Origin of the sequence: Acinetobacter portensis (genome assembly GCF_023158935.1) — a bacterium.
Taxonomy (GTDB): Bacteria; Pseudomonadota; Gammaproteobacteria; order Pseudomonadales; family Moraxellaceae; genus Acinetobacter; species Acinetobacter faecalis.
This window is the reverse complement of the sequence record NZ_CP096120.1, coordinates 262,863-286,907: the sequence shown is the minus strand read 5'-3', so window position 1 is coordinate 286,907 and position 24,045 is coordinate 262,863. Positions and strand designations below refer to the sequence as shown.

General features: G+C 36.6%; 26 protein-coding genes. 8 read left to right on the top strand and 18 right to left on the bottom strand.

The window, feature by feature from the left end:
* The first annotated feature begins 65 nt into the window (after nucleotides 1–65).
* Entirely contained in the window at nucleotides 66–944 is an 879-nt protein-coding gene (locus tag MZO21_RS01380; RefSeq protein ID WP_248101292.1) for an EamA family transporter, read from the top strand.
* A gap of 184 nt (nucleotides 945–1,128) precedes the next feature.
* The gene (locus MZO21_RS01375) at nucleotides 1,129–1,995 is read left to right on the top strand and encodes an EamA family transporter (protein WP_248101289.1); all 867 of its coding nucleotides are present in this window, start codon (nucleotides 1,129–1,131) and stop codon (nucleotides 1,993–1,995) included.
* 49 nt (nucleotides 1,996–2,044) lie between these two features.
* Here MZO21_RS01375 and MZO21_RS01370 read toward each other — a convergent pair whose 3' ends face one another.
* The 17 genes from MZO21_RS01370 to ispH all read right to left on the bottom strand — a co-directional run bounded on the left by MZO21_RS01370 (nucleotide 2,045) and on the right by ispH (nucleotide 17,215).
* On the bottom strand, nucleotides 2,045–2,503 hold the full coding sequence (locus MZO21_RS01370) for a hemerythrin domain-containing protein (RefSeq protein WP_248101286.1): 459 nt from the start codon (nucleotides 2,501–2,503) through the stop codon (nucleotides 2,045–2,047).
* 127 nt (nucleotides 2,504–2,630) lie between these two features.
* Nucleotides 2,631–3,401, bottom strand: coding sequence for a sulfite exporter TauE/SafE family protein (locus tag MZO21_RS01365; RefSeq protein WP_432612600.1), 771 nt, complete (start codon nucleotides 3,399–3,401; stop codon nucleotides 2,631–2,633).
* A 31-nt stretch (nucleotides 3,402–3,432) separates the two neighbouring features.
* Entirely contained in the window at nucleotides 3,433–4,341 is a 909-nt protein-coding gene (gene truB, locus MZO21_RS01360) for a tRNA pseudouridine(55) synthase TruB (RefSeq protein WP_248101284.1), read from the bottom strand.
* A gap of 141 nt (nucleotides 4,342–4,482) precedes the next feature.
* A complete protein-coding gene (gene rplS, locus MZO21_RS01355; protein ID WP_086213123.1) occupies nucleotides 4,483–4,857 on the bottom strand; it encodes a 50S ribosomal protein L19 in 375 nt (124 codons plus the stop codon).
* A 201-nt stretch (nucleotides 4,858–5,058) separates the two neighbouring features.
* Nucleotides 5,059–5,805: a tRNA (guanosine(37)-N1)-methyltransferase TrmD gene (gene trmD / locus MZO21_RS01350; protein WP_248101281.1), complete on the bottom strand. Its 747-nt coding sequence runs from the start codon at nucleotides 5,803–5,805 to the stop codon at nucleotides 5,059–5,061.
* Between the two features lie 27 nt (nucleotides 5,806–5,832).
* Entirely contained in the window at nucleotides 5,833–6,381 is a 549-nt protein-coding gene (rimM, locus tag MZO21_RS01345) for a ribosome maturation factor RimM (RefSeq protein ID WP_248101278.1), read from the bottom strand.
* Between the two features lie 25 nt (nucleotides 6,382–6,406).
* Nucleotides 6,407–6,664, bottom strand: coding sequence for a 30S ribosomal protein S16 (gene rpsP / locus MZO21_RS01340; RefSeq protein ID WP_054580916.1), 258 nt, complete (start codon nucleotides 6,662–6,664; stop codon nucleotides 6,407–6,409).
* 144 nt (nucleotides 6,665–6,808) lie between these two features.
* Entirely contained in the window at nucleotides 6,809–7,249 is a 441-nt protein-coding gene (locus MZO21_RS01335) for a type IV pilin protein (protein WP_282455524.1), read from the bottom strand.
* Nucleotides 7,236–7,820 (bottom strand): type IV pilin protein, encoded by a 585-nt coding sequence (locus MZO21_RS01325; RefSeq protein WP_282441521.1) that lies wholly within the window; start codon nucleotides 7,818–7,820, stop codon nucleotides 7,236–7,238. The genes MZO21_RS01335 and MZO21_RS01325 overlap by 14 nt, the downstream gene beginning before the upstream one ends.
* Before the next feature lie 3 nt (nucleotides 7,821–7,823).
* On the bottom strand, nucleotides 7,824–11,846 hold the full coding sequence (locus MZO21_RS01320) for a hypothetical protein (RefSeq protein ID WP_248101275.1): 4,023 nt from the start codon (nucleotides 11,844–11,846) through the stop codon (nucleotides 7,824–7,826).
* Nucleotides 11,847–11,858: 12 nt separating this feature from the next.
* Entirely contained in the window at nucleotides 11,859–12,608 is a 750-nt protein-coding gene (locus MZO21_RS01315; protein WP_248101271.1) for a PilX N-terminal domain-containing pilus assembly protein, read from the bottom strand.
* 1 nt (nucleotide 12,609) lies between these two features.
* The gene (locus MZO21_RS01310) at nucleotides 12,610–13,593 is read right to left on the bottom strand and encodes a PilW family protein (protein WP_248101268.1); all 984 of its coding nucleotides are present in this window, start codon (nucleotides 13,591–13,593) and stop codon (nucleotides 12,610–12,612) included.
* Nucleotides 13,594–14,097, bottom strand: coding sequence for a type IV pilus modification protein PilV (pilV, locus tag MZO21_RS01305; RefSeq protein ID WP_248101265.1), 504 nt, complete (start codon nucleotides 14,095–14,097; stop codon nucleotides 13,594–13,596).
* Between the two features lie 2 nt (nucleotides 14,098–14,099).
* Entirely contained in the window at nucleotides 14,100–14,579 is a 480-nt protein-coding gene (locus MZO21_RS01300) for a pilus assembly FimT family protein (protein WP_432612599.1), read from the bottom strand.
* Nucleotides 14,580–14,910: 331 nt separating this feature from the next.
* Entirely contained in the window at nucleotides 14,911–15,135 is a 225-nt protein-coding gene (locus tag MZO21_RS01295) for a hypothetical protein (protein WP_248101260.1), read from the bottom strand.
* 39 nt (nucleotides 15,136–15,174) lie between these two features.
* On the bottom strand, nucleotides 15,175–16,107 hold the full coding sequence (locus tag MZO21_RS01290; RefSeq protein ID WP_248101258.1) for an IS5 family transposase: 933 nt from the start codon (nucleotides 16,105–16,107) through the stop codon (nucleotides 15,175–15,177).
* A gap of 157 nt (nucleotides 16,108–16,264) precedes the next feature.
* Nucleotides 16,265–17,215 carry a 4-hydroxy-3-methylbut-2-enyl diphosphate reductase gene (gene ispH, locus MZO21_RS01285; protein ID WP_248101255.1) on the bottom strand — a complete coding sequence of 317 codons (951 nt, stop codon included), beginning with the start codon at nucleotides 17,213–17,215 and terminating at the stop codon, nucleotides 16,265–16,267.
* A 133-nt stretch (nucleotides 17,216–17,348) separates the two neighbouring features.
* Here ispH and gmk point away from each other — a divergent pair, with 133 nt between their 5' ends.
* The 6 genes from gmk to bfr all read left to right on the top strand — a co-directional run bounded on the left by gmk (nucleotide 17,349) and on the right by bfr (nucleotide 22,209).
* Nucleotides 17,349–17,972, top strand: coding sequence for a guanylate kinase (gene gmk / locus MZO21_RS01280; RefSeq protein ID WP_154772214.1), 624 nt, complete (start codon nucleotides 17,349–17,351; stop codon nucleotides 17,970–17,972).
* A gap of 77 nt (nucleotides 17,973–18,049) precedes the next feature.
* Entirely contained in the window at nucleotides 18,050–18,331 is a 282-nt protein-coding gene (gene rpoZ, locus MZO21_RS01275; protein WP_004809957.1) for a DNA-directed RNA polymerase subunit omega, read from the top strand.
* 220 nt (nucleotides 18,332–18,551) lie between these two features.
* On the top strand, nucleotides 18,552–20,657 hold the full coding sequence (locus tag MZO21_RS01270) for a RelA/SpoT family protein (protein ID WP_248101252.1): 2,106 nt from the start codon (nucleotides 18,552–18,554) through the stop codon (nucleotides 20,655–20,657).
* 74 nt (nucleotides 20,658–20,731) lie between these two features.
* The gene (locus MZO21_RS01265; protein WP_154772216.1) at nucleotides 20,732–21,115 is read left to right on the top strand and encodes a RidA family protein; all 384 of its coding nucleotides are present in this window, start codon (nucleotides 20,732–20,734) and stop codon (nucleotides 21,113–21,115) included.
* 186 nt (nucleotides 21,116–21,301) lie between these two features.
* A complete protein-coding gene (locus MZO21_RS01260; RefSeq protein WP_248101249.1) occupies nucleotides 21,302–21,496 on the top strand; it encodes a bacterioferritin-associated ferredoxin in 195 nt (64 codons plus the stop codon).
* A 248-nt stretch (nucleotides 21,497–21,744) separates the two neighbouring features.
* The gene (bfr, locus tag MZO21_RS01255; protein ID WP_154772272.1) at nucleotides 21,745–22,209 is read left to right on the top strand and encodes a heteropolymeric bacterioferritin subunit Bfr; all 465 of its coding nucleotides are present in this window, start codon (nucleotides 21,745–21,747) and stop codon (nucleotides 22,207–22,209) included.
* A gap of 61 nt (nucleotides 22,210–22,270) precedes the next feature.
* Here bfr and MZO21_RS01250 read toward each other — a convergent pair whose 3' ends face one another.
* Nucleotides 22,271–23,896 (bottom strand): PglL family O-oligosaccharyltransferase, encoded by a 1,626-nt coding sequence (locus tag MZO21_RS01250; RefSeq protein WP_248101246.1) that lies wholly within the window; start codon nucleotides 23,894–23,896, stop codon nucleotides 22,271–22,273.
* Nucleotides 23,897–24,045: the final 149 nt, after the last annotated feature.

Below are 24,045 nucleotides of genomic sequence, written 5' to 3'. Positions count from 1 at the left end.
TTTTTATTGCCTTATTTTATGTTTTTCATTTTCCGCTACCTATGAAAACAAAACGAATTTAGTTCATGCCCAATTTAAAAAATGCACCACATATTCAATCTTTGTTCTTATTACTTATTGCTATGGTGAGTATGCAAAGTAGTGGTGCGCTCGCAAAATCACTTTTTACCCAATTTCCTGTTTTGACCATTTCGGCTATGCGCTTAATGCTTGGCGCACTGATTTTGGCAATTATTTTTCAGGCATGGAAAATCAATTTCAAACAAGTGAAATGGTCTGCCATTATTAGCTATGGTATTGCTCTTGCAGGTATGAATGCCCTGTTCTACCTATCTATTCAAAGACTACCTTTAGGCATTGCAGTTTCCTTTGAATTTATTGGACCTTTAAGTGTTGCACTTTATTATGCAAGACAAAAATTTGATTTTATTTGGGTTGGACTCGCCATTATTGGCTTAATTTTATTATTCCCTTTTCAGCAAGCTTCACAAAGTTTAGATTTAATTGGAATTGGCTTTGCATTGGGTGCAGGTGCGTGTTGGGCACTTTATATTGTTGCAGGACAAAAGCCTTCAGGCGTTTCAGGTAATCACACCGTTTGCTTAGGCATGTTTATTGGCATGCTGTGTTTAATGCCAATTGCACTTTTTTCAGGTATGTCGAGTAACGTTTTTCAACCTTCAAATTTAATGTATTTTATTGCGCTAGCAGCACTTGCAAGTGCCTTGCCTTTTACTTTAGAAATGATTGCTCTTCGAAATTTAACAGCATTAAGCTTTGGTACTTTAATGAGTGTTGAACCTGCTATTGCAGCATTCTCAGGATTTATTTTTTTAGGTGAGCAGCTTGCATGGAATCAATGGCTCGCTTTAGCCACCATTATTACCGCATCTATTGGTTGTACTTACACCACGCAACAAGCAAAGAAAAAATCTGTAATTTGAATTTAAAATATTTTGAATTCAAATTTTCACATAATAAGTACTAAAAAATAATGATGTGCATTTTTTGAATTCAAAACTTTGAATTTACATTTTGGCTATATTTCAAACATCAAAATAAAAGCAGAATTGATATACTCAATCTTCGACTTTAATGCTCACACCTTTTGGGTGTAGTGATATAAAAATGCCAAAATCACAACTTCTCGCTATTTTGTACATGGTTCTTGCCATGATTTCATATCAAATAAGCGCTTCATTTGCTAAACAACTTTTTAGCCAAATAGACCCACTTTCTGTGACTATTTTGCGCCTCTGTTTTGCAGCAATTATTGTCTGTTTGATGTTTCGTTCTTGGCAAATTTTAAAACGATTACCATTTTTAAAATGGCGAGATTTATTGTGTTATAGCGCAGCTTTATGCTTCATGAATGTCTTGTTCTATATGTCTTTAGGCAAGCTTCCGCAAGGTATTGCAGTCGGTTTAGAATTTATTGGGCCTTTAGGTTTAGCCTTACTTTCCATTAAGCAACGTAGCGATTTTATTTGGGTACTTTTCGCCATTTTAGGTGTAGCACTTATGGTGCCTTGGGGACAAGCCAATACAGATAACTTCTCTATTTTTGGTGCGCTTTGTGCTTTAGGTGCGGGCTTATGTTGGGCAGGATATATCTTTTTTGGACAAAGGGTTGCTCATCAAAATATAGGCATGCACGCCCTCACTATCGCAATCACTTTATCTGCTATTAGCTTGTTGCCCATTGGTTTATATAACAATGCTGATGCACTTCTAAATACACAATATTGGGGACAAGCGCTCGCTATCGCTATTTTAGCAACAGCCATTCCATACGCTTTAGATTTAAAAGCCTTAAGACATTTAAGCCGTTTAAGCTATGGAACTTTACTTAGCCTTTCACCAGCACTTGCAGCATTAGCAGGGTTATTTTTATTGGGGGAAAAAATCGGATTCTTACAATGGATTGCACTGTCTTTCGTCATGCTTGCATCTATTGGTGTGACTTTTAAATCCAATAAAGTAAAAACAGCTTGAATAAAAAAGGGATGTATCAACATCCCTTTTACTTTTTAGGTTCATAAATTTAAGTAAGACTATCTTTGTCCGCTTTCAAATACTTTTTATATTCAGTCAAATACTTCTTTGCTAAAGTTTCCTTTTGCTTATCATCCAAAATTTTTCCTGCTTGCTGAAAAAAGCTATGTTCCTCTTCTTCTAAATGATGAAGCACAGTTTCAGACAATTTTTTCGCTATCGCCAACCAACCCGTATTACTAAAATCTATTTCAGTTAATTGCTCAAGCAATTCATCCATTTCATGATGTTCTGCAAGTGCGTGACGAGTTATATTTAATCCTGAATCGGTCATCATTAATGGAATATAAAAATAACGATCCTCTGCTACAGCATGTGCAAATAGTTCATTTTTAAATTGATCAAACAAAGCTCTTCTTTCTTCTGTATCTCCTGATGTTTGTATTAATTTTTCTGCTATGTCTCTTTGTTTATTATGACTTTCACGTAATGCTTCAAATATATTCATTATTATGACCTCTGGCTTTTAGCTATATGATCCATTCAAATTCACACAAATAAGTAAGTGAAATCTACACTCACCTATTTATGCAATAACTTTACAGAGATGTATGTTTATTTTTGTTGTTGGTTTTTTAAGCAGCAAAAAAGGTTTGATATCCCAAGCGAACAATTAATACTGAAACTAATATCAAGAATAAAATTCGAATGAAACCGCTACCATATTTTAATGCCATCTTAACACCAACCAATGAACCACAAACATTAGCAACAGCCATCATAAGACCAACACCAAAAAGTACATGACCTGTTGGAATAAAGAAGCTTAACGCAGCAAAGTTCGTCATAAAGTTAGCAATTTTAGACAGCGCCGAAGCATGTAAAAAGTCTGTTTGTAAAAAACGAATGAAGAAGAAAATGAAAAAACTGCCCGTACCTGGCCCAAAAATTCCGTCATAAAATCCAATCAGCAAGCTACCTACAGCAGCCAATATTAGAACCTTAGTGCTGAGTTCTTGGCTTACATGAACCTGACCAAATTCTTTTTTAGCAAAGGTATATATCGCAATCACAATAAGCATGACCAAGACAAATGGTCGTAATACTTCTTTTGGAATCATCGAAACACATGCAGCACCCGCAAAGGAACTAATAAATGCACATATTCCAATAACAGCCAATAGTTTCCATTTCAGTTTAACTTTGCGAACAAAACTATAAGCGGCCGATGCAGTACCACAAATTGATGCAAGTTTATTGGTACCAAAAACAGTTGCAGGACTAAGTTGAGGCATTGCCCCCATAATGGCAGGAATTTGAATTAAGCCACCACCACCAACAGCTGCATCAATTGCTCCTGCAAAAAAAGCAAAAAAAATCAAACTGAGAATAATCTCAATATCCACAAATATCTCCCTTTGCTTTTTTATTTAAACTTTATAACAAGTTTAGTACGCGTTTCGGCACTAATCTTTTCTTATCTGTAATTTCAGCTAAACCTAAACATTTATCGCCATCAAAGACCACAACCTGCTCTGCTGCTTCATGATCAATATTACTTTCCATACCACGGCTAAAATATTCAGCACGACCTTCAGGTGCCTGAATTTTTGGAAAATGATCAATAGGTGCATAAACAGGAAGTAATAATGCTTCGCGCTCCATTTCAGTCAAACTTTCTAAATATTCAATGGTATATGTTGGAATAAGTTCAAATTGCCCTGTTTGAATACGGTGCAGATAGGTCAAATGACCATATGTATTCAACGCTTGTGCAATATCTTCACCCAATACCCGAATATATGTACCTTTAGAACAAGTGATATCGAGCGTAATACTGTCGTTGGTATAAGACAGTAGTTCTATTGCAAAGATATGTATTGGACGTGCTTCGCGTTCAATTTCAATGCCTTGACGTGCCAACTCATATAAAGGACGACCATCTTTTTTTAGAGCAGAATACATAGGCGGTACTTGTTGAATATCACCAATAAATTTATCTAGCGCTTCTTTTATTTTTTCTTCAGTTAATTCAGGTACTTCTTTTTCAAGAAAAACTTCGCCTTCTACATCGCCAGTTGTTGTGCTATTGCCTAACTTAATTGTTGTTTGATAGCGTTTAGTTGAGTCTAATAAATAATGTGAAAACTTTGTTGCTTCTCCTAAGCAAATAGGAAGTAAGCCAGAAGCTAAAGGATCTAAAGCTCCTGTATGCCCTGCTTTTTGAGCACGGAACAACCAACGTACTTTTTGTAATGCACCATTAGAACTAATGCCCAAAGGCTTATTTAAAAGAAATACACCACTAATATGACGACGTTGAATTTTAGGAGAAGGCTTTTTCATATAAAAATTAGGCTATTTATAAACTGCCTCATGGTAACAATCTGTAGGTGTTGTTATCAATGTTAGTTCGCCTTATTTAAATTTTAAGTATAAAAAAATGCGCCTAAAGGCGCATTTTTCGAACTCGTGTAAAACTTAAAATTAAGCTTTAACTTTACGAGCTGGTAATTTTTCACGGATACGTGCAGCTTTACCAGACAATTCGCGTAGGTAGTAAAGTTTCGCGCGACGAACATCACCACGACGTTTAACTTCAACTTTAGCAACGATTGGAGAATGTGTTTGGAAAACACGTTCAACACCAACACCGCTAGAAATTTTACGAACTGTGAATGCAGAGTTTAAACCACGGTTTTTAATCGCAATTACAACACCTTCAAAAGCCTGAAGACGCTCACGGTCGCCCTCTTTAACTTTTACAGAAACAATTACTGTATCACCTGGTGCAAATGCAGGAAGATCAGTTCTTAATTGTGCGTTTTCAACAGCTTGTACTAAAGGATGCTTACCGCTCATGGGGTATCTCCAATAAATGCGAGTCAGAAGAGGTCTGATTATCGCGGGGTATAGAGGCTAAGGCGCATACACCCGATTATCTTTCTCTTTATGCTTGACCACTTCAATGCATAATGAGCCTATTAAAGAATACTTAATTTTAAAATTAAGTACGGAATCCTAAGTAAAACTTCGGACTTTTACAAAATAAGAGATAAAAAATTACGACTTATTTTGCGAATCTTTTAGCCATTTTTTCTGCTGCTTTGTCAGTTTTACTTGTTCGACCAACTCTGGACGGCGTTCAAGTGTACGCTGATATCGCTGCAAAAACCGCCATTTTTCAATATTTGCATGATGCCCAGATTTTAACACCTCAGGCACATCCAAACCTTCAAAATGATCTGGCTTAGTATATTGTGGGCAGTCTAGAAGACCATCCACAAATGAGTCTTGAACGTGTGATTGTTCATCAGACATCGCATTCGGAAGTCTCCGAATAATACTATCTAATAAAACCATCGCAGGTAATTCACCGCCAGATAATACGTAATCTCCAATTGACCATTCCTGATCAACATATTGCTGGATCAAACGTTCATCGACACCTTCGTAACGCCCACACAGTACAATTAACCCATCATATTCGACAAATTGTTGTACCGCAGGTTCGTTTAAAGTTTTCCCTTGTGGTGACATATACACCACTGGAACCTGAACTGCTCCTGCTTGCGCTGCAAGCTCTTTGGCATGTTTGATTGCCTGAGACAAAGGCTCAGCCATCATTACCATACCTGGACCACCACCAAATGGACGTTCATCCACTCTTTTGTAGTTACCCTCAGCATAATCACGAGGATTAATACAAGTGACTTGTACTATTTCGCGTTTTGCTGCACGCCCGCTAATTCCGTAGGCTGTAATCGCTTCAAACATTTCAGGAAAAAGCGTAATGACTGCAAAAAACATCGCAGACTCCCTTATTTCCAAAAAATATTAGTAATCTACGCCCCAATTCACGTAAATACGACCAGCTTCAAGATCAACTTGCTGTACCACATCTTTATGCCATGGAATCATGCGCTCTTCAGCATCAACGCTATCTGGTGTTGCGTGAACCACCATCACATCGTTGGCACCTGTCTCAAACATTTCATGGATTTTACCAAGATTTACTTCTTGTTCGTCATCGCCAAGTCCTAACACTGTTAGACCTTTTAAATCAGACCAGTAAAACTCATCCATTCCTGCTTTCGGAAGTTGCGCTTTTGAAATCCAAACATTAGTACCTACTAAGCCATCAGCAGCAGTGCGATCAATCACACCTTTTAAACTCACAACTAAGCCTTTACCATGTGGTTTCCAGCGTTTTACATCTACTGTTTGCCAACCTTCCTTAGTCTCAATGTACCAAGGAAGATAGTCAAAGATGTTGCTCATAGGTTCTGTATTGGAATAAACCCAGAGCCACCCATTTAATCCATATGCTGAACGTAGCTGTCCAATCTGAATACGATCTTCTGGAACATTCTGTGTTGGTGTCATGGGCTATCTACTACTTAATTCAGAATTATGCAGCAGCTGCAGCTTTTTTAGCTTGAGCAGCCAAAGAAGCAACACGATCAGACGGTTGAGCGCCTTGAGAAACCCAATGAGCAAAACGGTCAGCATCTAAACGAAGTTTTTCTGCTTTACCTTGAGCTGTAGGGTTGAAGAAACCAATACGTTCGATGAAACGACCGTCACGTGCATTACGGCTATCAGTCACAATGATTTGATAGAACGGACGTTTTTTAGCACCACCGCGTGCAAGACGAATAACAACCATGATAGAACCTTATAGTTTTTACGGATTATCCGTGCATCGACCATCGACACATTTCAAACCCCTTTCATAGAGGGCAGTATTTTACTTTAAATTCTGGAAAAGTGAAAGGTTAAATAATGATTTATCCACAGTTTTGAATTTGGTTTATTTGCCATCCCAATTCGACACATTCGACAAATTGCAGTTAGCAGCTCCTTTAGCCCAAAACTTTTGATTTCGCTCATTTATACAAAGAACTCCATTACCTTGTTGTGGTGTGCCGTTTATCGGAGTTGCTATTAATATCCAACCACCTGCTGTTGGAGCATTAGCAAATGCTACATTATAAAATGCATTTCCACTTTTAGGGATTGTCGATGCACCATAAAGCTGATTAACGGTTGCCCCTAAATATGTACCATTAACAGATTTATAAGTCTGTATTCGTTGAACAATATAGAGCATTTCTGCTTTTGCATCATTTCTTTGAACTTCTACCTTGTTATTTTGATAAGCAGGGTATGCAATTGCCGAAATAATGCCAATGATCACCATAACAATAAGCAACTCAACCAGGGTTAAACCTTTTACGTTACCAATTTTCACCTTTTGCTCCACATGGTTGAGTTGAAGTTAAATTTGTCGGAGTTAATGTATCTGCTGCTTTCAGAGCTAACTTTGTTTTACATTGCACGCCTGAACTTGACATTAAAAAACTACTATTTTGTTGTTGCAGAGAATTACACGTAGTGCATGCTTCTCCATTATTTAATCTTGAATTAGCTTCCGCTAAAATAACCCAACTCTTCCCAGTTGCTGCGGCATCTGTCAACATTAGAGTTGGATTACGACCATCTCGAATATGCAATGTATATGTTATTGCACTTCCTGTCGCATTCAGTGGCAAGGTTAATGTCTGATCAGCATTTGAAAATGAGGCCGATACAACGTTCGCACCATTTTGATATAAAAAATTTGCATTAAAGTTTTTATAACTAAAATTTTTAGACTTATGTCGCTCTAACTGATCTGCTATTTTTTGTATTTCCTGCAATGAATTCGTAGCTGTAGCACGACGTATATACTCATTATACATTGGTAGTGCGATGGCAGATAAAACTGCCACCACAACAACTACAATCATTAGCTCTATTAATGTAAAACCTTTTGATCGCATGATTTATCCACCATTACCTGTGCGTGAATATTTTTCATACCATTTATTCGGAATAAACTTAATTGGTCCCCCTGCTGGAATAAATTTGCAATTGGGTCCTTCACAGTTTGGTATTTGATCATTAACAAGAGTTGGGTCTAGCACAACTAATTCTCGTGTTCCCGACGTTTTGCCTGGTCCTACATTAAGCTTCACATCTCCTGAACCTAAATTATAAGAATACTTCGCACCATCAACACATACACCTTGTGGTAAACACAAACGAACCGCAAAAGTATGTCCTTTTACACCAGCACCACAACTCGTTGTTGTACCATTATCTGTTGGATCGAACTGACTTACATATAGGTTATTCTCCATTGCAATTAATGGACGTAATGCCTTGATAATACCAGCACCAGTATCAGTAACACCTTGACCTACATCAGGCTCACCCATTTTGCGTTTGAATAAATAATACCACCCACCCCACGCACCAACAGCTGCCCCCATAGTTGGGTCTGCACCTTGAGTTCTGCCATTCATACTTTTCAGTGTGGTTTTAGATGGATTTTCATTTTCAGTTGTAATCTCTCTTGCTTCGATTAAATCACTTGAAGTATTAAAGTAAGGGTACTTACCACTATTATTGTTGTAGGCATCGTAATCATAAATGGCGTAAACACCATTATATTCTAGACCTACTGGATTTTGCTTAGATGGTGAATCAATCGTTCCCAACAAAGGTGAACTCTTATCACCAGAGGCAAAAATAGCCATGACGATATTTGCCCCATTTGGCTTACCTGCATTACTATGTGCCGTAAACGTAGGTGGTAAGTAAAATCTTGGACTGAGACCTGTAGTCTTATTTACATTAAGAATTTTATTCACTTGTGATTTAAATGCAGAAGTACTGTCATTATTTGCAGACTCTCTTGCATCATTTGCAAAATCCACACGGAAAGCTTGACCTGCTAAATCACCGAAATATAAATGATCAATTAAACCATCATTATTTCGATCAACAGTTTGAATTTGACTAACTACACTATATTTCAAATCATTATGCGATACGTAGGTAACTTTACTATCGTTCTTATTAGTTGAGCTTGCTTTCCATAACAAATCACCATTTTCCGCATCAAACATGTATACACCGGAACCAATACCGTTAGTCTGCTTATAATCATATTTTTCATAACCAGCATAACCTGTACGGATATTGTTTTCGTAGATACCATCGCCATTAGGACCACCTGCATCGTACCCCCCACCAACGATCATTACTAACTTACGCTGACCTTTCCAATTTACATATCCAAGCACAGGTTTAGACCAACTTTGCCCCATTTGCTCAATATCTTCGAACGATTTAGTTGTCATATTTTTAGAAACAGGATCATAGGAATAAATATTCCCTGTATTCGGTTCAATATGTAATTTTAAGTAAGGCTTATCAATATCTGATAAATCTAGAGCATAAAAACTACGCCCCCCCATGCGCATACCACCGTACACCCATTGCTTACCAGATACTTGTTCAGAATTAGTGGTACTTCCATACACTTTACGCTCCACCTTACCAACAGTTAATGCTCCGTTGTCATCAGTCACATAAGAAGTAAATGCTGTCCATTCACCATCTATACCGTAATACAGTGCACCTTTACCATTAACTAAATTCCCACCTTTATTTCTAAAGGTTTCTGATTGATTTTCAATAATTTCCTTAGGAACAAAAGCAAATTTTTCTTTACCCGTCTCTGCATCTACAACTTGAACTAAACCTTGTGTAGTACCGAATAGAATATAATCTTTACGACCAGTTGTGACCGTCTCTACTTGATTCGTTGCATTTTTTTGTACTGTAATCTTTCCAGATTGTGTGAGTAAAACAGGTTCTGAGTGCAGAGGAGCCCCCATTTGACGTAAGGTTGCAGCCAGATCACTCACATCAAAATTGACAAGCTCGCTATTCGTTGCCATTGCGTTAGTAATGTCATATCCCAATAAGCTCATAAATTGACGTGAATACGTATTGTCATCCTTTGTTGTCGAATCAACTGTATATGTATGCTTAATTTGCACTAAACCGTGGTCTTTAGATCTATTACCATTAGCGAACTTATAATCTGTCAATAATAGTCGTTTCGTAGCATCTGCCTCACGCCCCAAACCAAGTTGCCCCATAACACCATGTTTTGCATATACAGGATCTACATCTGTATAGTTCAGCGAAGACCTCCAAATATCAGGCAAATCTTGTAAAGCACCATTTTTTACAACTAGATTATTATCGGATGCATCTTTACTCGCATAAACACCATTATTTACCACATAATATTTTTTCAGATTACCAAACCATACTTGCTGTGTATCAGCTGGGTTAACCTTTGGTTCAAATTGCGGGAAATATGCATAACTCTGAATAGTTGCAGGATTAAGTGCATCGACAGGAATAACTGAAGAACCTGTACTCAAGCTTGGAATATCTTTAACAAGTTCCTGAATAAACTTATTCACACTATTAACGACAGCTGCTGAGTCACTACCAGAGTACCAACCGCCACCGCCAAGCACACCCCAAGTTTTAGCGTCATTAACATCTGGATCATTTGAAGCGCCATTAAATCCATTACCAAAACCAACTACTGCGGTTTTAAATCTCAACCCAGCAGGATTTTTAGTATTATCCAACAAGGTTGTTGCATAATTACCAATACATTTCCAGTGTGTCATATTATATCTATAATTATTACTTCCTCCTAAATCACTATTAGCACATGAAAAAATGCTCGCTTTCGTTGTTAATGAGGATTTCATCAATTGATAAGCAGTACCTGAAACACCATTACTTCCCGTATTCGTACCACCATGGTTAGGCTCGCCATCGGTCAAAAAGTAAATACCCTGACCACTACACTCTCGTTTGTCACGATCAGTTAACTGATCACGAATAGATTGTGGCATTGCATAATTCAAGCCATCTTTTGCATCATCAACAGAGCTTGTCCACCCAGAATGTCCAGATGTAGTCAAACTTGTCGGTACTAAACGGTAATAAACTTTTCGACCACCTGTATAATAAAACACACCATTATTTTCATTATTTTGTATATCTGTTGGGACAGATGCATTTGTTGCTGTTTCAGAATTACACCAACGAACATTAATGACTTTCCCTTCGTCATCAGTACCTACTTGACCTTCTAAGACTCGATAATCTGTTCTTAAAGTATTACATTTCCAAAAATCAGTACCATCTGCTTTCGCATTACCTATTTGCTCATAAATACCGTCTAATGTTGCTGTTCCCATTAAATAAGAAGCAACTTCAGCATAAGCATAAGCTGTTGGTGTAGCACCATTATAAGCTGTCAAATTACGTGCTGCTTCAACTAATGCATACCGCTGGGTCTTCGCAACATTTTCACTTTTATAATAAACATAACAGTTATTCACACCGCTATAATTACAACTTTCACCCGCATAACCCCTGGTGGAAGGTGTCGTAGGTAAAACTGAAGTAGACCAAGTTTTACAAGTTTTACTTGGATTCCACTCTACACATTCACGGTATGTCGTCGTTGAGCCTGTTTTAGAATATAAATACTTATGATTCTTAATTGAAAATGTACCAGTTAGTACTGTATTTAACGCTCTTGCTGGTACACGGATTCGACCATTCGAAGCATCAAAATCAGCCAAACCAATAATTATTTTATCTTCAATTGGGGTAATACCACTACTTCCTAGTAAAACATCCTCCATCCCTTTTCTTAACAGCTGTAGCCTAGTCAGTGACTGCCCCGAATCTTTTGTATTCATACTCCCCGATACGTCAAGCATGAACATCAATGTTGTTGAACCTATACTTTCTTCAGGTACTTTATATATTTCGATATCACTTGCGTATGTAGGATAACTTGCTAAACAAATGCCTGTTGTAATTATTGCAGATAAAGCTGTGACATTTATTTTTTTCACAACTATATCTTTGGGGAAATACTTTCTCATTTGACTTAAATTATTTGCTTTTTTCATTTTATTCTCCCCTTAACTACTTTTCACTGCACGCAAGGTATATACCATTTCTTGCGAACTATAAGGAATCCGAAAATCCGAAAGACAATCCATTACCGTACTATTATTTAAACTTCCATCAACAAATGTCGTGAAGTTTGAAATACATGCATTCACTTGTGCATCTGTTGCCGTACTTAGGTTGGGTAATAGTGATGTAGCATTCACAATAACTGTTGAAATATCTGTACCTTTACCTTCTTTGTCATCACCATCCACCATATGCCCAAAATCACTACTCGTTGGTGCTACGCGAATTGCTACACGTGTTAGAACAGCTTGACGACCACTGGTAAAATCTGCAGAACGAGTTGCTTGACAAAAACCATTCGCACCTAACTCTCTATTATTAATAGCAGAGCCCTGCCAATACACAATACTGCCATTTCTAGCACCCTCCCAGTTATTAGCAACATTTCCTCTAATACAAAAAACTAGCTCTTTACCTTTGTTTTCAGCTCGCATTAGATAAGCCAAAATTCCATCACCTATTTGCATATTCGCTAAAGTTAAATCGTTCGATGTATCATTTTCTAATTTAAAAAAGACAGCATCAGAACTTTGTTTTAATAAAGCCTGCGCTTGAGTATTCGTTGCAATATTCAAACTTGTGATACTTCCGCGAATTGCCCAAGTTCCAATTATAGTAATAAGTAGGAGCATAATTAGAACAATGATTAATGTTGCACCTTTTTGGCTAGAGAGGCTTTTTGAATAATTCATATTACTTCTCCAAGCCAAAGCCATTTCTTAAGGCAACTGTTTGCGATAAAACATTACGTAAATATAAATTGTTATTTGCATGAGCTATAAGTGGTCCATTTACATTAAATAACTGATAATTACGTGCAGGATTAAATAAATCTGAACTACCCACACTATTTGGAGATCTCACTAAAACAGCTATTTTAATAGACACAATTTGAGGCTTTCTAGCAGGTGCAGCAGGATTTAACTGCTGATATCCAGCAATTGTCATATATGCAAACCGATCTAACACACCATCTTGTCCAGCCACAGCAGGTGTAACACTAGTATTTTGGGTATCATCAGCAACCCCCAAAAGCACATGAAAATGATCTACACGAGGAATAACAATGCGACCATCTCCACTTAAATTAAGTGAAACTAAATTATCAGCATTATAATTTGCAGCCACACACGCTAAGGCAAGTGCTTGATTTGGCTCGTTAGGATCGCTATTTTCATCTGGTAAAACCACAGGTCTTACAAAGTAACGCTGTACAATATAACTATTTACGGGAATAGCATTACCCTCACAATCAAATCTGTTTGCAATTGTATTTCTATATTGAATAACTAACTGGTCACTTCCAATATTGGCAATATTTAAATTTGTAGGACCAATATTTGCGCCTGTTAAATAATCATTGTCAGCATCTGAACCTGTCATTTCGAATGTTGGAGTTGTAGAAAGATTGCGTCTATCTAAAACTAACCCACCATGTAAAACTTGGTTATCAACTAAAGCTTCGTTAGCATCTAAATTGGCAAGTCTTAAGTCATTAACCATATAATCAAGCCCAAAATAGCCACTATTCAAAAGATTAGAACTACCTTGTTGCATCATTGCACTTTTCTGGCCTGTATAAAATAACTGAATAGCGGCAGCAGAAATAATCAGCCCCAATACCAAAGACACCATTAATTCAACTATTGTGAAACCTTTCTGATTAAATAATTTCATTTAAAAGGCCTCCAATACAATGCATTTGGCATTCGCAACATAGCTACCATCAACCATACAACTAGCAACATCATCATCTGCAATATTTGTATGCCCCCATGCAACATAGATGCATGTTCGAGTACTTTCATGGCAATCTGCCATTACAATTTGCTGCCCCTGATTTTGAGCAATTTGTACAATTTCTCCGGCATCATATTGAGCCAATGTAGCCCCATTACAGGCTGGTCTTGAATTTGTGGCTGGAGTAGCTATTAAACATGTCGTATTAAAAGTCTGAGTATTAATAGCATCGACATAACTATCTAATGACAATCTATTTATTCTAATTCTTTCAGCTAAATCTCGAGCTACATTCATTGCTAAAGTCTTATCATTTGCTTCTATCGTAGCATCTACAGCACGTAATTGAAGCGCAGAAAATCCAAGCACACCTATTGCTAAAACGAATAATGCAACTAAAACTTCAAACATCCCTACGCCTGTCTGATTTTTTTTATACATAACTAACAAGCCCCCGAATCTCTAATTGCTTCAACAACACCTGTTCTAGATAAAACCACTGTTTTAGACTGATTCAAACTCGCACTACAAAGTTGAAAATTTAAAGGAATTTCTGTTTCAATACCTGCAACAACATTAACTCTTCGAGCTAGACCATTTTCATTAAACAGTACTGGTTGAGTTCCATTAATAAGTTCAATATCTTCATATTTAGGAGACCAATGAAAAACAACCTCAGTATTTGTTCCTATTGTAGGAGTAACCGTAACAACTCTTCTTAAAGTCGCTGCTTGCGCTCTGGCATCACCAAATACTTGCGCTATTGCTCGTGCAGAAGCATCTAACCTTTGTTTAGCAACAAGATTAGAAAATGATGGAATTGCCATAGTTGCTATAATCGCAAGAACTCCGATCGTAATCATCAGTTCAACCAAGGTAAATCCCCTTATACCCTGTAAACCTAGATACACTTTATTTTTCATTCCCACTGGAACAACCCCTGCAAAGCATAGCTTTTTAAATAACTTTTTTAATTAAATTTGTATTTTCAGAACTCATCAAATTAAATTTTTTGAGCATCTAAATCATCATTACGCAAAATAACACTTACACAACATTTCACACAATAACAAACAAGATGAAAGGTGAATTATTACGATAAAAATACATAAACACCTAAGGCAAAAAAAAAATGAGCATTAATAAATCTTCAAAACACATAATACAAGGTACATAAATTGATTTAGATGTAATAAAAAAAGAGCAAGTGATTTTAGCCACTTGCTCTTTTATAAGTTTTAAATTTAAATGAATTTACCAAGTTTCCATGCCCGTATTTACAGCACCACAACTTGTAAGATTAATGTTAGCTTTGGTTTTGTTTTTACAACGAAGTCCTGTACTTGTGAATAAAAAACTATAGGTTTTTTCACTTTCGCTGAAAGCAATAATTGCCCATTTTTGACCTAAACCACCATCTGAACTTAATAATTTTTCCCCTGTTACATCACTACTGTCATACAGACGGCTTTGTTGCATAAAGACTTTAAAGATAGAGCTTTCCTAAGTTACTCAAATTTAAGTGACAACTTGGGTATGAGGGCGACCTAATTCTGTGAATTTGTTCAAGACAGCTGTGCGTGCATGAATCTCATTCACCTGACTAGGAAAACTCCTTGCTGTTAATTTATCGCCTAATAATTTGATGCAATGCATCTTGGTTTCAACCAAACTTCGACGATGATAGCCTGACCATTTTTTCCATAGTGTCCTACCTAAATGTTTAACTGTTCGAAGTAATTCATTTCGCTCTAGCGAGCTACTCTTTGTATCTTTCCATGGTTTCGCATTTTTTCTTGGCGGAATCACCGCATGCGCTTGCCGATCTGAAATGACTTGTCGGCAATGCTTTGTGTCATAAGCACCATCTGTATAAACAGAATCAATTTGCTCATCCAATGGAATTTGAGAAAGTAAATCTTCAAGTACCTGTGAATCACTGACATTATTGGTTGTAAGCTGAATAGCGCGTATTTGAAGGGTTTTAGCATCTATAGCAATATGAAGCTTACGCCATTGGCGACGATATTCAGCCCCATGTTTCTTACACTTCCATTCACCTTCACCTAGAAACTTCAAACCAGTAGAGTCCACGAGTAGATGGAGACCATCACTACTTTTTTGATAGCTAATCGCAATATCAATATGCTTTTGTCTTCTACAAAGTGTAGTGTAATCTGGAGCTGTCCAATCTAAGCTACAAAGCTTAATCAGACTTTGGACAAAACCTGTCACCATACGTAAAGAGAGTCGAAATAGTGACTTGATCATTAAACAGCATTGAATCGCTGTATCGGAGTAGGTTTGATTTCGACCTTGCTTACCTTGTGATTGTGCATACCACTGAATCTTTGGATCAAACCAAATGGAAATATTACCTCGGTTAATTAAAGCTCGGTTATAGGATGACCAATTGGTTGTACGATAGGTTTTAGGGGCAGGTTTATTCATTTTGAAATTATAGGATTGAATAGACCTTCTAGACTAGGTTTATGCAACAAAGCCCTTTTAAATAAAAAACATACTAACATTTGATAAATGGTATAAAAAACAGATGATCACCACACAATGATCACCTGTTTTTGAGACCTAATTCACCAAAAGTGAATTATGCTTGCGTCACCTGAATACGAAGCTCTTTTGGCAAACTAAATGTAATATTTTCTTCACGACCTGCTAGCTCTTCAGGCACTTGTGCACCCCAATCCTGTAAACGCTGAATGACTTGTTTAATTAAAATTTCTGGAGCCGATGCACCCGCAGTTACACCAATTTTCGAATTCTCTATAAACCACGATTTATCTAACTGCTCTGCATTATCGACCAAATACGCATGTTTACCCATACGCTCCGCAAGTTCACGTAAACGATTTGAGTTTGAAGAGTTTGGTGAACCAACCACCAATACAACATCACATTGCGTTGCTAAATCACGTACTGCATCTTGGCGGTTTTGCGTTGCATAACAAATATCGTCTTTGCGTGGACCTTGAATTTCTGGAAATTTCTGACGTAAAGCATCAATCACTTTCGCAGTATCATCAATTGAAAGCGTTGTTTGTGTTACAAAAGCAACTTTATTTGGATGATTAACTATTAGTTTTTCAACATCTTCTTCATCTTCTACTAAATAAATATCACCACCATTTTTTTTATCATATTGCCCCATCGTACCTTCTACTTCTGGATGACCTTCATGACCAATTAAAATAGCTTCAACACCTTCGCGTGCATATTTGGCAACTTCAATATGAACTTTAGTCACCAATGGACAAGTCGCATCAAATACTTTTAAACCGCGACGTGCTGCTTCTTGCTGAACAGCTTTAGATACACCATGTGCGCTAAAAATAACAATATTATCATCAGGAACTTCGTCTAATTCATCGACAAAAATAGCGCCACGTTGACGTAAATCATCAACAACAAATTTATTATGTACAACTTCATGACGCACATAAATTGGTGGGTTAAAACACTCAAGAGCGCGATTTACGATCGCAATTGCACGGTCTACACCTGCACAAAAACCACGTGGATTGGCCAATACAATTTCCATAGAACCCTCGATGTTCAAGTCAATTTACAGAAGAAATGAAAAATAATACAAACAAAACGACGCTTAGCTATTTTGTTTAGGCATGCTCTACTCTAAAATAGAGAAGATATTTTATCATATCAGGAAAAATATCATGTCGGGTCTCTTGTTTGTCGTTTCTGCTGCTTCAGGAACAGGCAAAACATCTTTAGTTAAAGCCCTACTTGAGCGTGTTAACAACCTACACGTTTCTGTTTCTCATACGACACGTGGACAACGCCCTGGCGAATTAGATGGCGTTCATTATCATTTTGCACAAAAAGAAGCTTTTCTTGAGCTTGTAGAGCAAGGCGGTTTTGTAGAATATGCAGAAGTTTTTGGCAATTACTACGGCACAGCGCAAGCAACAGTAAAAGAACAACTTTCAAAAGGTCATGATGTTTTACTTGAAATTGATTGGCAAGGTGCTGAACAAGTTCGTAAACTTTTTCCTGAATCTAAACAAATTTTCATTTTGCCACCAAGCCAGTTCGATTTACGTCAACGTTTATCTAACCGTGGCACAGACTCTGTTGAAGTAATTGAACATCGATTAGGTTGTGCTGTTGAAGACATGCAACAATATTCAAACTTTGACTATGTCATTATTAATGATGACTTTAATAAAGCTTTGCATGATTTAGAAGCGGTTATTATTGCAAATCGCTTAACACTTTCTCAGCAAGCAAACAGACATCAAGAACTTATTATGAAGTTAATTACTCCAACAACAAAGTGATTAAAACTTGAGTCTAAGGACAAAGAGCCTTATACTGTTCAGTCTGTTAAAATTTATTAATTCAAACGAGAATTCTTATGGCACGCGTAACCGTTGAAGATTGTTTAGACCATGTAGACAACCGCTTTGAGCTTGTACTAGTGGCAAGCAAGCGCGCGCGTCAATTGGCACGTCAAGGCATTGAACCTACTGTTGAGTGGGACAATGACAAACCGACTGTTGTCGCTTTACGTGAAATTGCTGAAGGTCATGTGTCTAAAGACATCTTGAAACAACGCGATCAAGACTATCAAACATCTAGTCTTGACCTTGCACTTTCTGCAAACAATTTAAATTTAGATGGTTTTTCTTTTCAATAAGAATTAACTCTCAAAAAAGGCCTAGTTTAAAACTAGGCTTTTTTTATTTTAGAACTTTAATATTTTTTAAATAACAGTTATAAATAAGAGATAAAGATTTTTCTTTAAATTGATACTACTAACTCCCAAAATGAAAAAATAATTGACATACTTCTCAATATGCTTTTCATTAGTAGTTTCTATCTCCTATTACTTTATAACTTTAAATGAAAGGTGGTTTATGCCAGGTGCAGAAGTCAGCCAAGCCAAACAACAACTTAAAGTAATTATCGACGCTTATTTAAGTGAAAGCGATGTCGATAGAGTACTTACGGCTTGTGATTACGCAGACATTGCACATGATGGTGTAACACGTAAAAGTGGTGAGCCTTATATCCTTCACCCTATTGCAGTCAGTTGTATTCTTGCTCATATGCGATTAGATGCTGAAACTCTTATGTCTGCGCTATTGCATGACGTTATTGAAGATACAGAATTTAGTAAAGAAGATATTACCGAGAAATTTGGAAAAACAGTTGCTGAACTAGTAGATGGCGTTACTAAACTTAGCCACTCAAGCGATAAAGAATATAATAAAGCAGCATCCTTCCGAAAAATTCTACAAGCCACCTTACAAGACCCTCGCGTTATTATTATTAAGCTTGCAGACCGCTATCACAACATGACGACTCTTGAAGCATTACGTCCAGATAAGCGCGCACGTATTGCCCAAGAAACCATCGATATTTTTGTACCAATGGCACGTATTGTTGGTATGAATGAAATGGCAGACAACTTAGAACATCTGTGTTATCAAAATCTAGATTTAGATATGTTCGATAACATTCAAGAAGCACTACGACAAACAAAACCAAAACGCTGTGAATACCAATCTATTTGGGAAAAAAATCTAAACGACCTATTAAAAAATCATGATATTGAAGGTCGAATTAAAAAGAAAAATAACAATATTGAACTACTCAGACACTTCGTTAAAAATGATATCAATCTACAAGAACTCACACACAGCCACGCCTTTGAAATTATTTTACAAAGCATTGCAGACTGTGACCGTCTTGCAGATATTTTAAGAGAAAACTTTAAAGTCCTTCATTACGTCGATCATATTCGTCGCCCACTTCCTGGCGGTAACCAATCTTTAATGATGCGATTAAAAGGCGAAAATACGACCTTATCTCTTACTATTCAAACCGAGCTTATGCGTAAAGCGGCACGTTTTGGCGTAGTACTTGGTGAAAATGCGCCTCAAGCTTGTCGTTCTGCAATTCAAGCATCCATGCAAAACTTAAACTTCCTTGTAGATGGAAGCTGTGCCAAAACAACATTTAATGATTTCTTAGATTATTTACACCAAGAAAAAATTTGGGTTTACACCCCACAAGGTCATTTACATGAACTGCCACAAGGCGCAACTGCTGTAGATTTTGCTTATTCGGCAAGTTTATTTTTAGGCAACCATGCAGTCGGATCAAAAATTAACGGTGAAGCAAAACCTTTATCTACACCATTACTTAATGGTCAAGTAATTGAAATTATTACCGATGTATTGGCGACACCTAATCCAGATTGGTTGAGTTTCATTAATACACAAAAAGCACGCCGTGCTTTACAAAATATTTTGCGTGAACAAGATATTGATGAACAACGTTTGGTTGGCGAACAAGCTTTAAATCGTGCTTTAAAACTGTTTAATCGCTCTATTAAAGACCTAACAGATAACGACTGGAATGATTTACTCACTTGGCGTCATGCAGAGTCTAAAGAGCATTTATACGAACAAATTGCAGTGGGCGATTTATTACCTCAATTGGTTGCAAACCATTTATTCGTTCAAGACCAAATAATTGAAGAACATACATCAAATCGTTTAATTCAAGGTACAGAAGGCGTAGATGTTAAATATGCGCACTGCTGTAACCCTGTTTTAGATGACCCAATTATGGGGCATTTGTCCCGTCGTGGTTTAATTGTGCATCGTATTCGCTGTCATAATTTACTACATGAACAGCAGTTACATCCTGAAAATATTATGCCACTTCATTGGACATCTGAAGATGTAGATGATGTGAGCTTCAATGCTTATTTATCTATTGATATGGACATGAATGATGAGCAAATCTCTGAACTCATTTATCAATGCCGTAAAGCAAAAGTAGGGGTAGAAATGGTTCGTGCTTACGAAGCAAAAACCTACGTTAATGTTGTTGTAAACGACCGAAATCAAATTGCTAAAATTATTCGTGATTTACGCATGCTCTTTGGTTTCCCACGTATTACCCGTTTATCTTTACCTGTTAATATGCCTGAATCATCAATTGCGAGCTAGAATTTAGTAAGAAAGGCTTCTATGAAGCAGTTCTATAGCTTATGATGAGTTGAAAATGACCAAAGGAGAAATAGATGTCCCGCCAAGTGATTCATACTGAAAATGCACCTGCTGCTATCGGTACTTATTCTCAAGCTATTTTAGTGGGTAATACCCTATATCTTTCTGGTCAAATTGGTTTAGACCCATATAGCATGGAACTTGTTGAAGGTATTGAAGCACAAATTCGACGTGTGTTTGATAACGTAAAAGCAGTATGTGAAGCTGCTGGTGGCTCTTTGGCAGATATCGCTAAATTAAATATCTTCTTAACAGATTTATCTCATTTCCAACTTGTAAACCAAATTATGGGCGAATATTTTGCTCAACCTTATCCTGCTCGTGCAGCACTAGGCGTTGCTAGCTTACCTAAAGGTGCTCTGGTTGAAATGGATGGTATTGTTGTTATTAATCAATAACTTAAAATTTAATTATAAATGCCACTTGCGCTAAAATTTGAGCAACACTCAAATTCTCGCTCAGGTGGCATTTTTTTATTCAAAAACTCAATAACAATAAAAGACAATTTAAATGATTTTTATTGACAAACGATAATAATTATCAATAATATCACTTATCTTATTTATTCTTTTATGGTTGTATCAATGTACGTTTGTTTGTGCCGTGGTATTACAGATCAAGACATTAAAGATGCTATTGCAAATGGCGCAGATAGCTATAGAGACGTACGTGATTTATTAGATCTTGGCACATGCTGTGGTCGTTGTGCACCAGAAGCTCGTTCAATTATTAGCGATGAAATTTCAATGATTGCTTCTCGATTAGCAATTGCAGCCTAACTCAGTTTTCAAACAAATAAGCATAATTATAAAACCAATGATCTAAAGATCATTATTCCTCCCCCGCTTCTGACTCTAGCGGGTTTTTATTGCCTTACGTTTATATAATTCTCGATGTGTACTTTTGATTTTGATTGCGATTTTCATTTGCTGTTCTATAAATCTCTCGCCAATAGTGCTTCTGTTGGTTAATATAATTAAAAGTGCCGCTTGATGAACAAGCATTGAATAATGGATGGAGTAGTTTAATGAAAGGCAATCGTGATGTGATTAACCAGCTAAATCAGGTGCTTTATCATCATTTAACGGCAATTAACCAATATTTCTTGCATTCACGCATGTTTAATGATTGGGGAATTGAAAAATTAGGTTCTGCTGAATACAAAGAATCTATTCGCCAAATGAAACATGCAGATAAAATTATTGAGCGTGTTTTATTCTTGGAAGGTTTACCAAATTTACAACACTTAGGTAAGCTTTATATTGGTCAGCATACAGTTGAAGTTCTAAACTGTGATGTTCGCAAAGTTAAAGAAAATATTGAAGCACTTCAGAAAGCTGTCGTTTTAGCTGAACAAGAACTTGATTATGTTACGCGTGACATCGTTCAAGAGATTCTTGAAAAAGAAGAAGAATATCTAGATTGGACAACGACTCAATTAGATTTAGTAGAAACAGTTGGCACTGAAAATTACATTCAAAGTCAGCTTTAAAATATTTCTATCATAAAAAAGCCAGCATCTTGCTGGCTTTTTTATTTTCTTAGATTCGTATTTAAAATTCAGACTTTAAAATATTTTCATAAGGAATATCTGCCTTACGAATAATTTTAATCATTTTCAATTGATGTTTAGCCTCTGCTTCATAGCCATTAAATGCAAGCAATCTTGCAAATTTCACCATGTTATAGCTTGTTGGATAAAGTAAAACGATGTGTGAGATATCTTCAATTTGCTGAGGTGACACTTTGCTATAAGGATCCATCTTCACCCATTCAATTCTGTGTTTAAACTCTGTAAGCAAAAGTACAGGTTGATAATTGGTTATTTTTTCAGGTGTTTTTTCATATTTCATTGCCTGACTTAATCGAGTTGAAGCAACATCATAATCTCGATAGATAACAGCCAATAAAATAATACCTGCAACAAAACTTAATTTCATAAAAACTGGTGATACAACGATATCTGTATTTAACACGCGTTGTGCTTGAATAACACCAATAATAAAACCAACAGGAAGTAAGAAATATGCATAATTTTGCGGGAATTCTAGCATCGCATGAACAATGAAGACCCCAACCATTAAAATACCAATAATTGATTCTGTAGATTTCACATGCTTTTGAAGTTGGTATCCCCAATAGCTGAAATAGGCTAAAAATGGCACACCAATAATTGCACCATTCCAAAGAATAAAATCGAGTATGAAATTATGCGCGCTACGTACCCATACAGGCCCTTGGAAGTATTCACTAATGGTTGTGTATGCAGTGCTCGATTGAAACCAACCATAACCAAACCACGGCTGATGTTCGACAGCATGTAGCATCTGCTTCCAAATTGCTAAACGCGACATATCACCTGTTGCACGTCGTGCAATATCTACAGACTTAATTTGTGCATCTGAAAATTGACTCAGATATGCACCCAAAACAGGAAATAAGAAGATAAGCCCAACAAATACAGCTAACCAAGCAGTTAAGGTATACCATTTAATTATAATTTGACCTTTAAACTGCTGATATCCCAAATAAGCAAGAATACACGCACAAGCAACCCAAGATGTTCTAGATTGACTAAGTGCAAGACTAATAAGCATGACAAATGTACAACTTACTAATACAGATGCTTTTATTTTTTGTTTTTCGAATAAATATAAACAAGCAAGCAAAGCCATGAGCAAGAATGTTGCCATATTATTTGGCTGTGCAAAGTTTGCATACGGGCGTGCATTGACTAGGCGTGTAATTCCAGGAAGTATTTCATCTAAATTCAGCCATTGGCAAATTGCAATAAATGCGGTTAAAACGCCAGATAATAAAAATACATAACTTAAAGTAGTAAAAGTTTGCTCTCTATTAAATTTACCCATGCTGAGGTTATAGCCAAATATAATTGCAAACCAAAGACCTAAAATATAAATAGAACTCATTAAAGCATTACTAAAGAAAAATACTTTTCCAAACAAAAACTGCCCTAAAGGAACAATGGCTAATGCCACTAAACCTAAAGTGAGCTTAGGTATATGAACTTTCTCTTTTACAAGTAAAGCAGCAAGTGTAATTAACGCAAAAAATGCGTAAAGCTCGCCTGTATAGGTTACCCACGGGTGGTAATGGATAGGAATAAGCCAAGCGAGCGAAATAAATACACTCGCCAATAAAACCAAAAGGAAGTTCATATTTAAGCAAATACTAAAATTTTAGATATGATAAAGAAAAATACCTATAAAAAAAATAAATGCTTCTTATAATTAACATAGCAATAATAAGCAAACGCCCTATAATACAAAAATAACTCTAACTTTCATGTGACTATGAGTAACAAAAG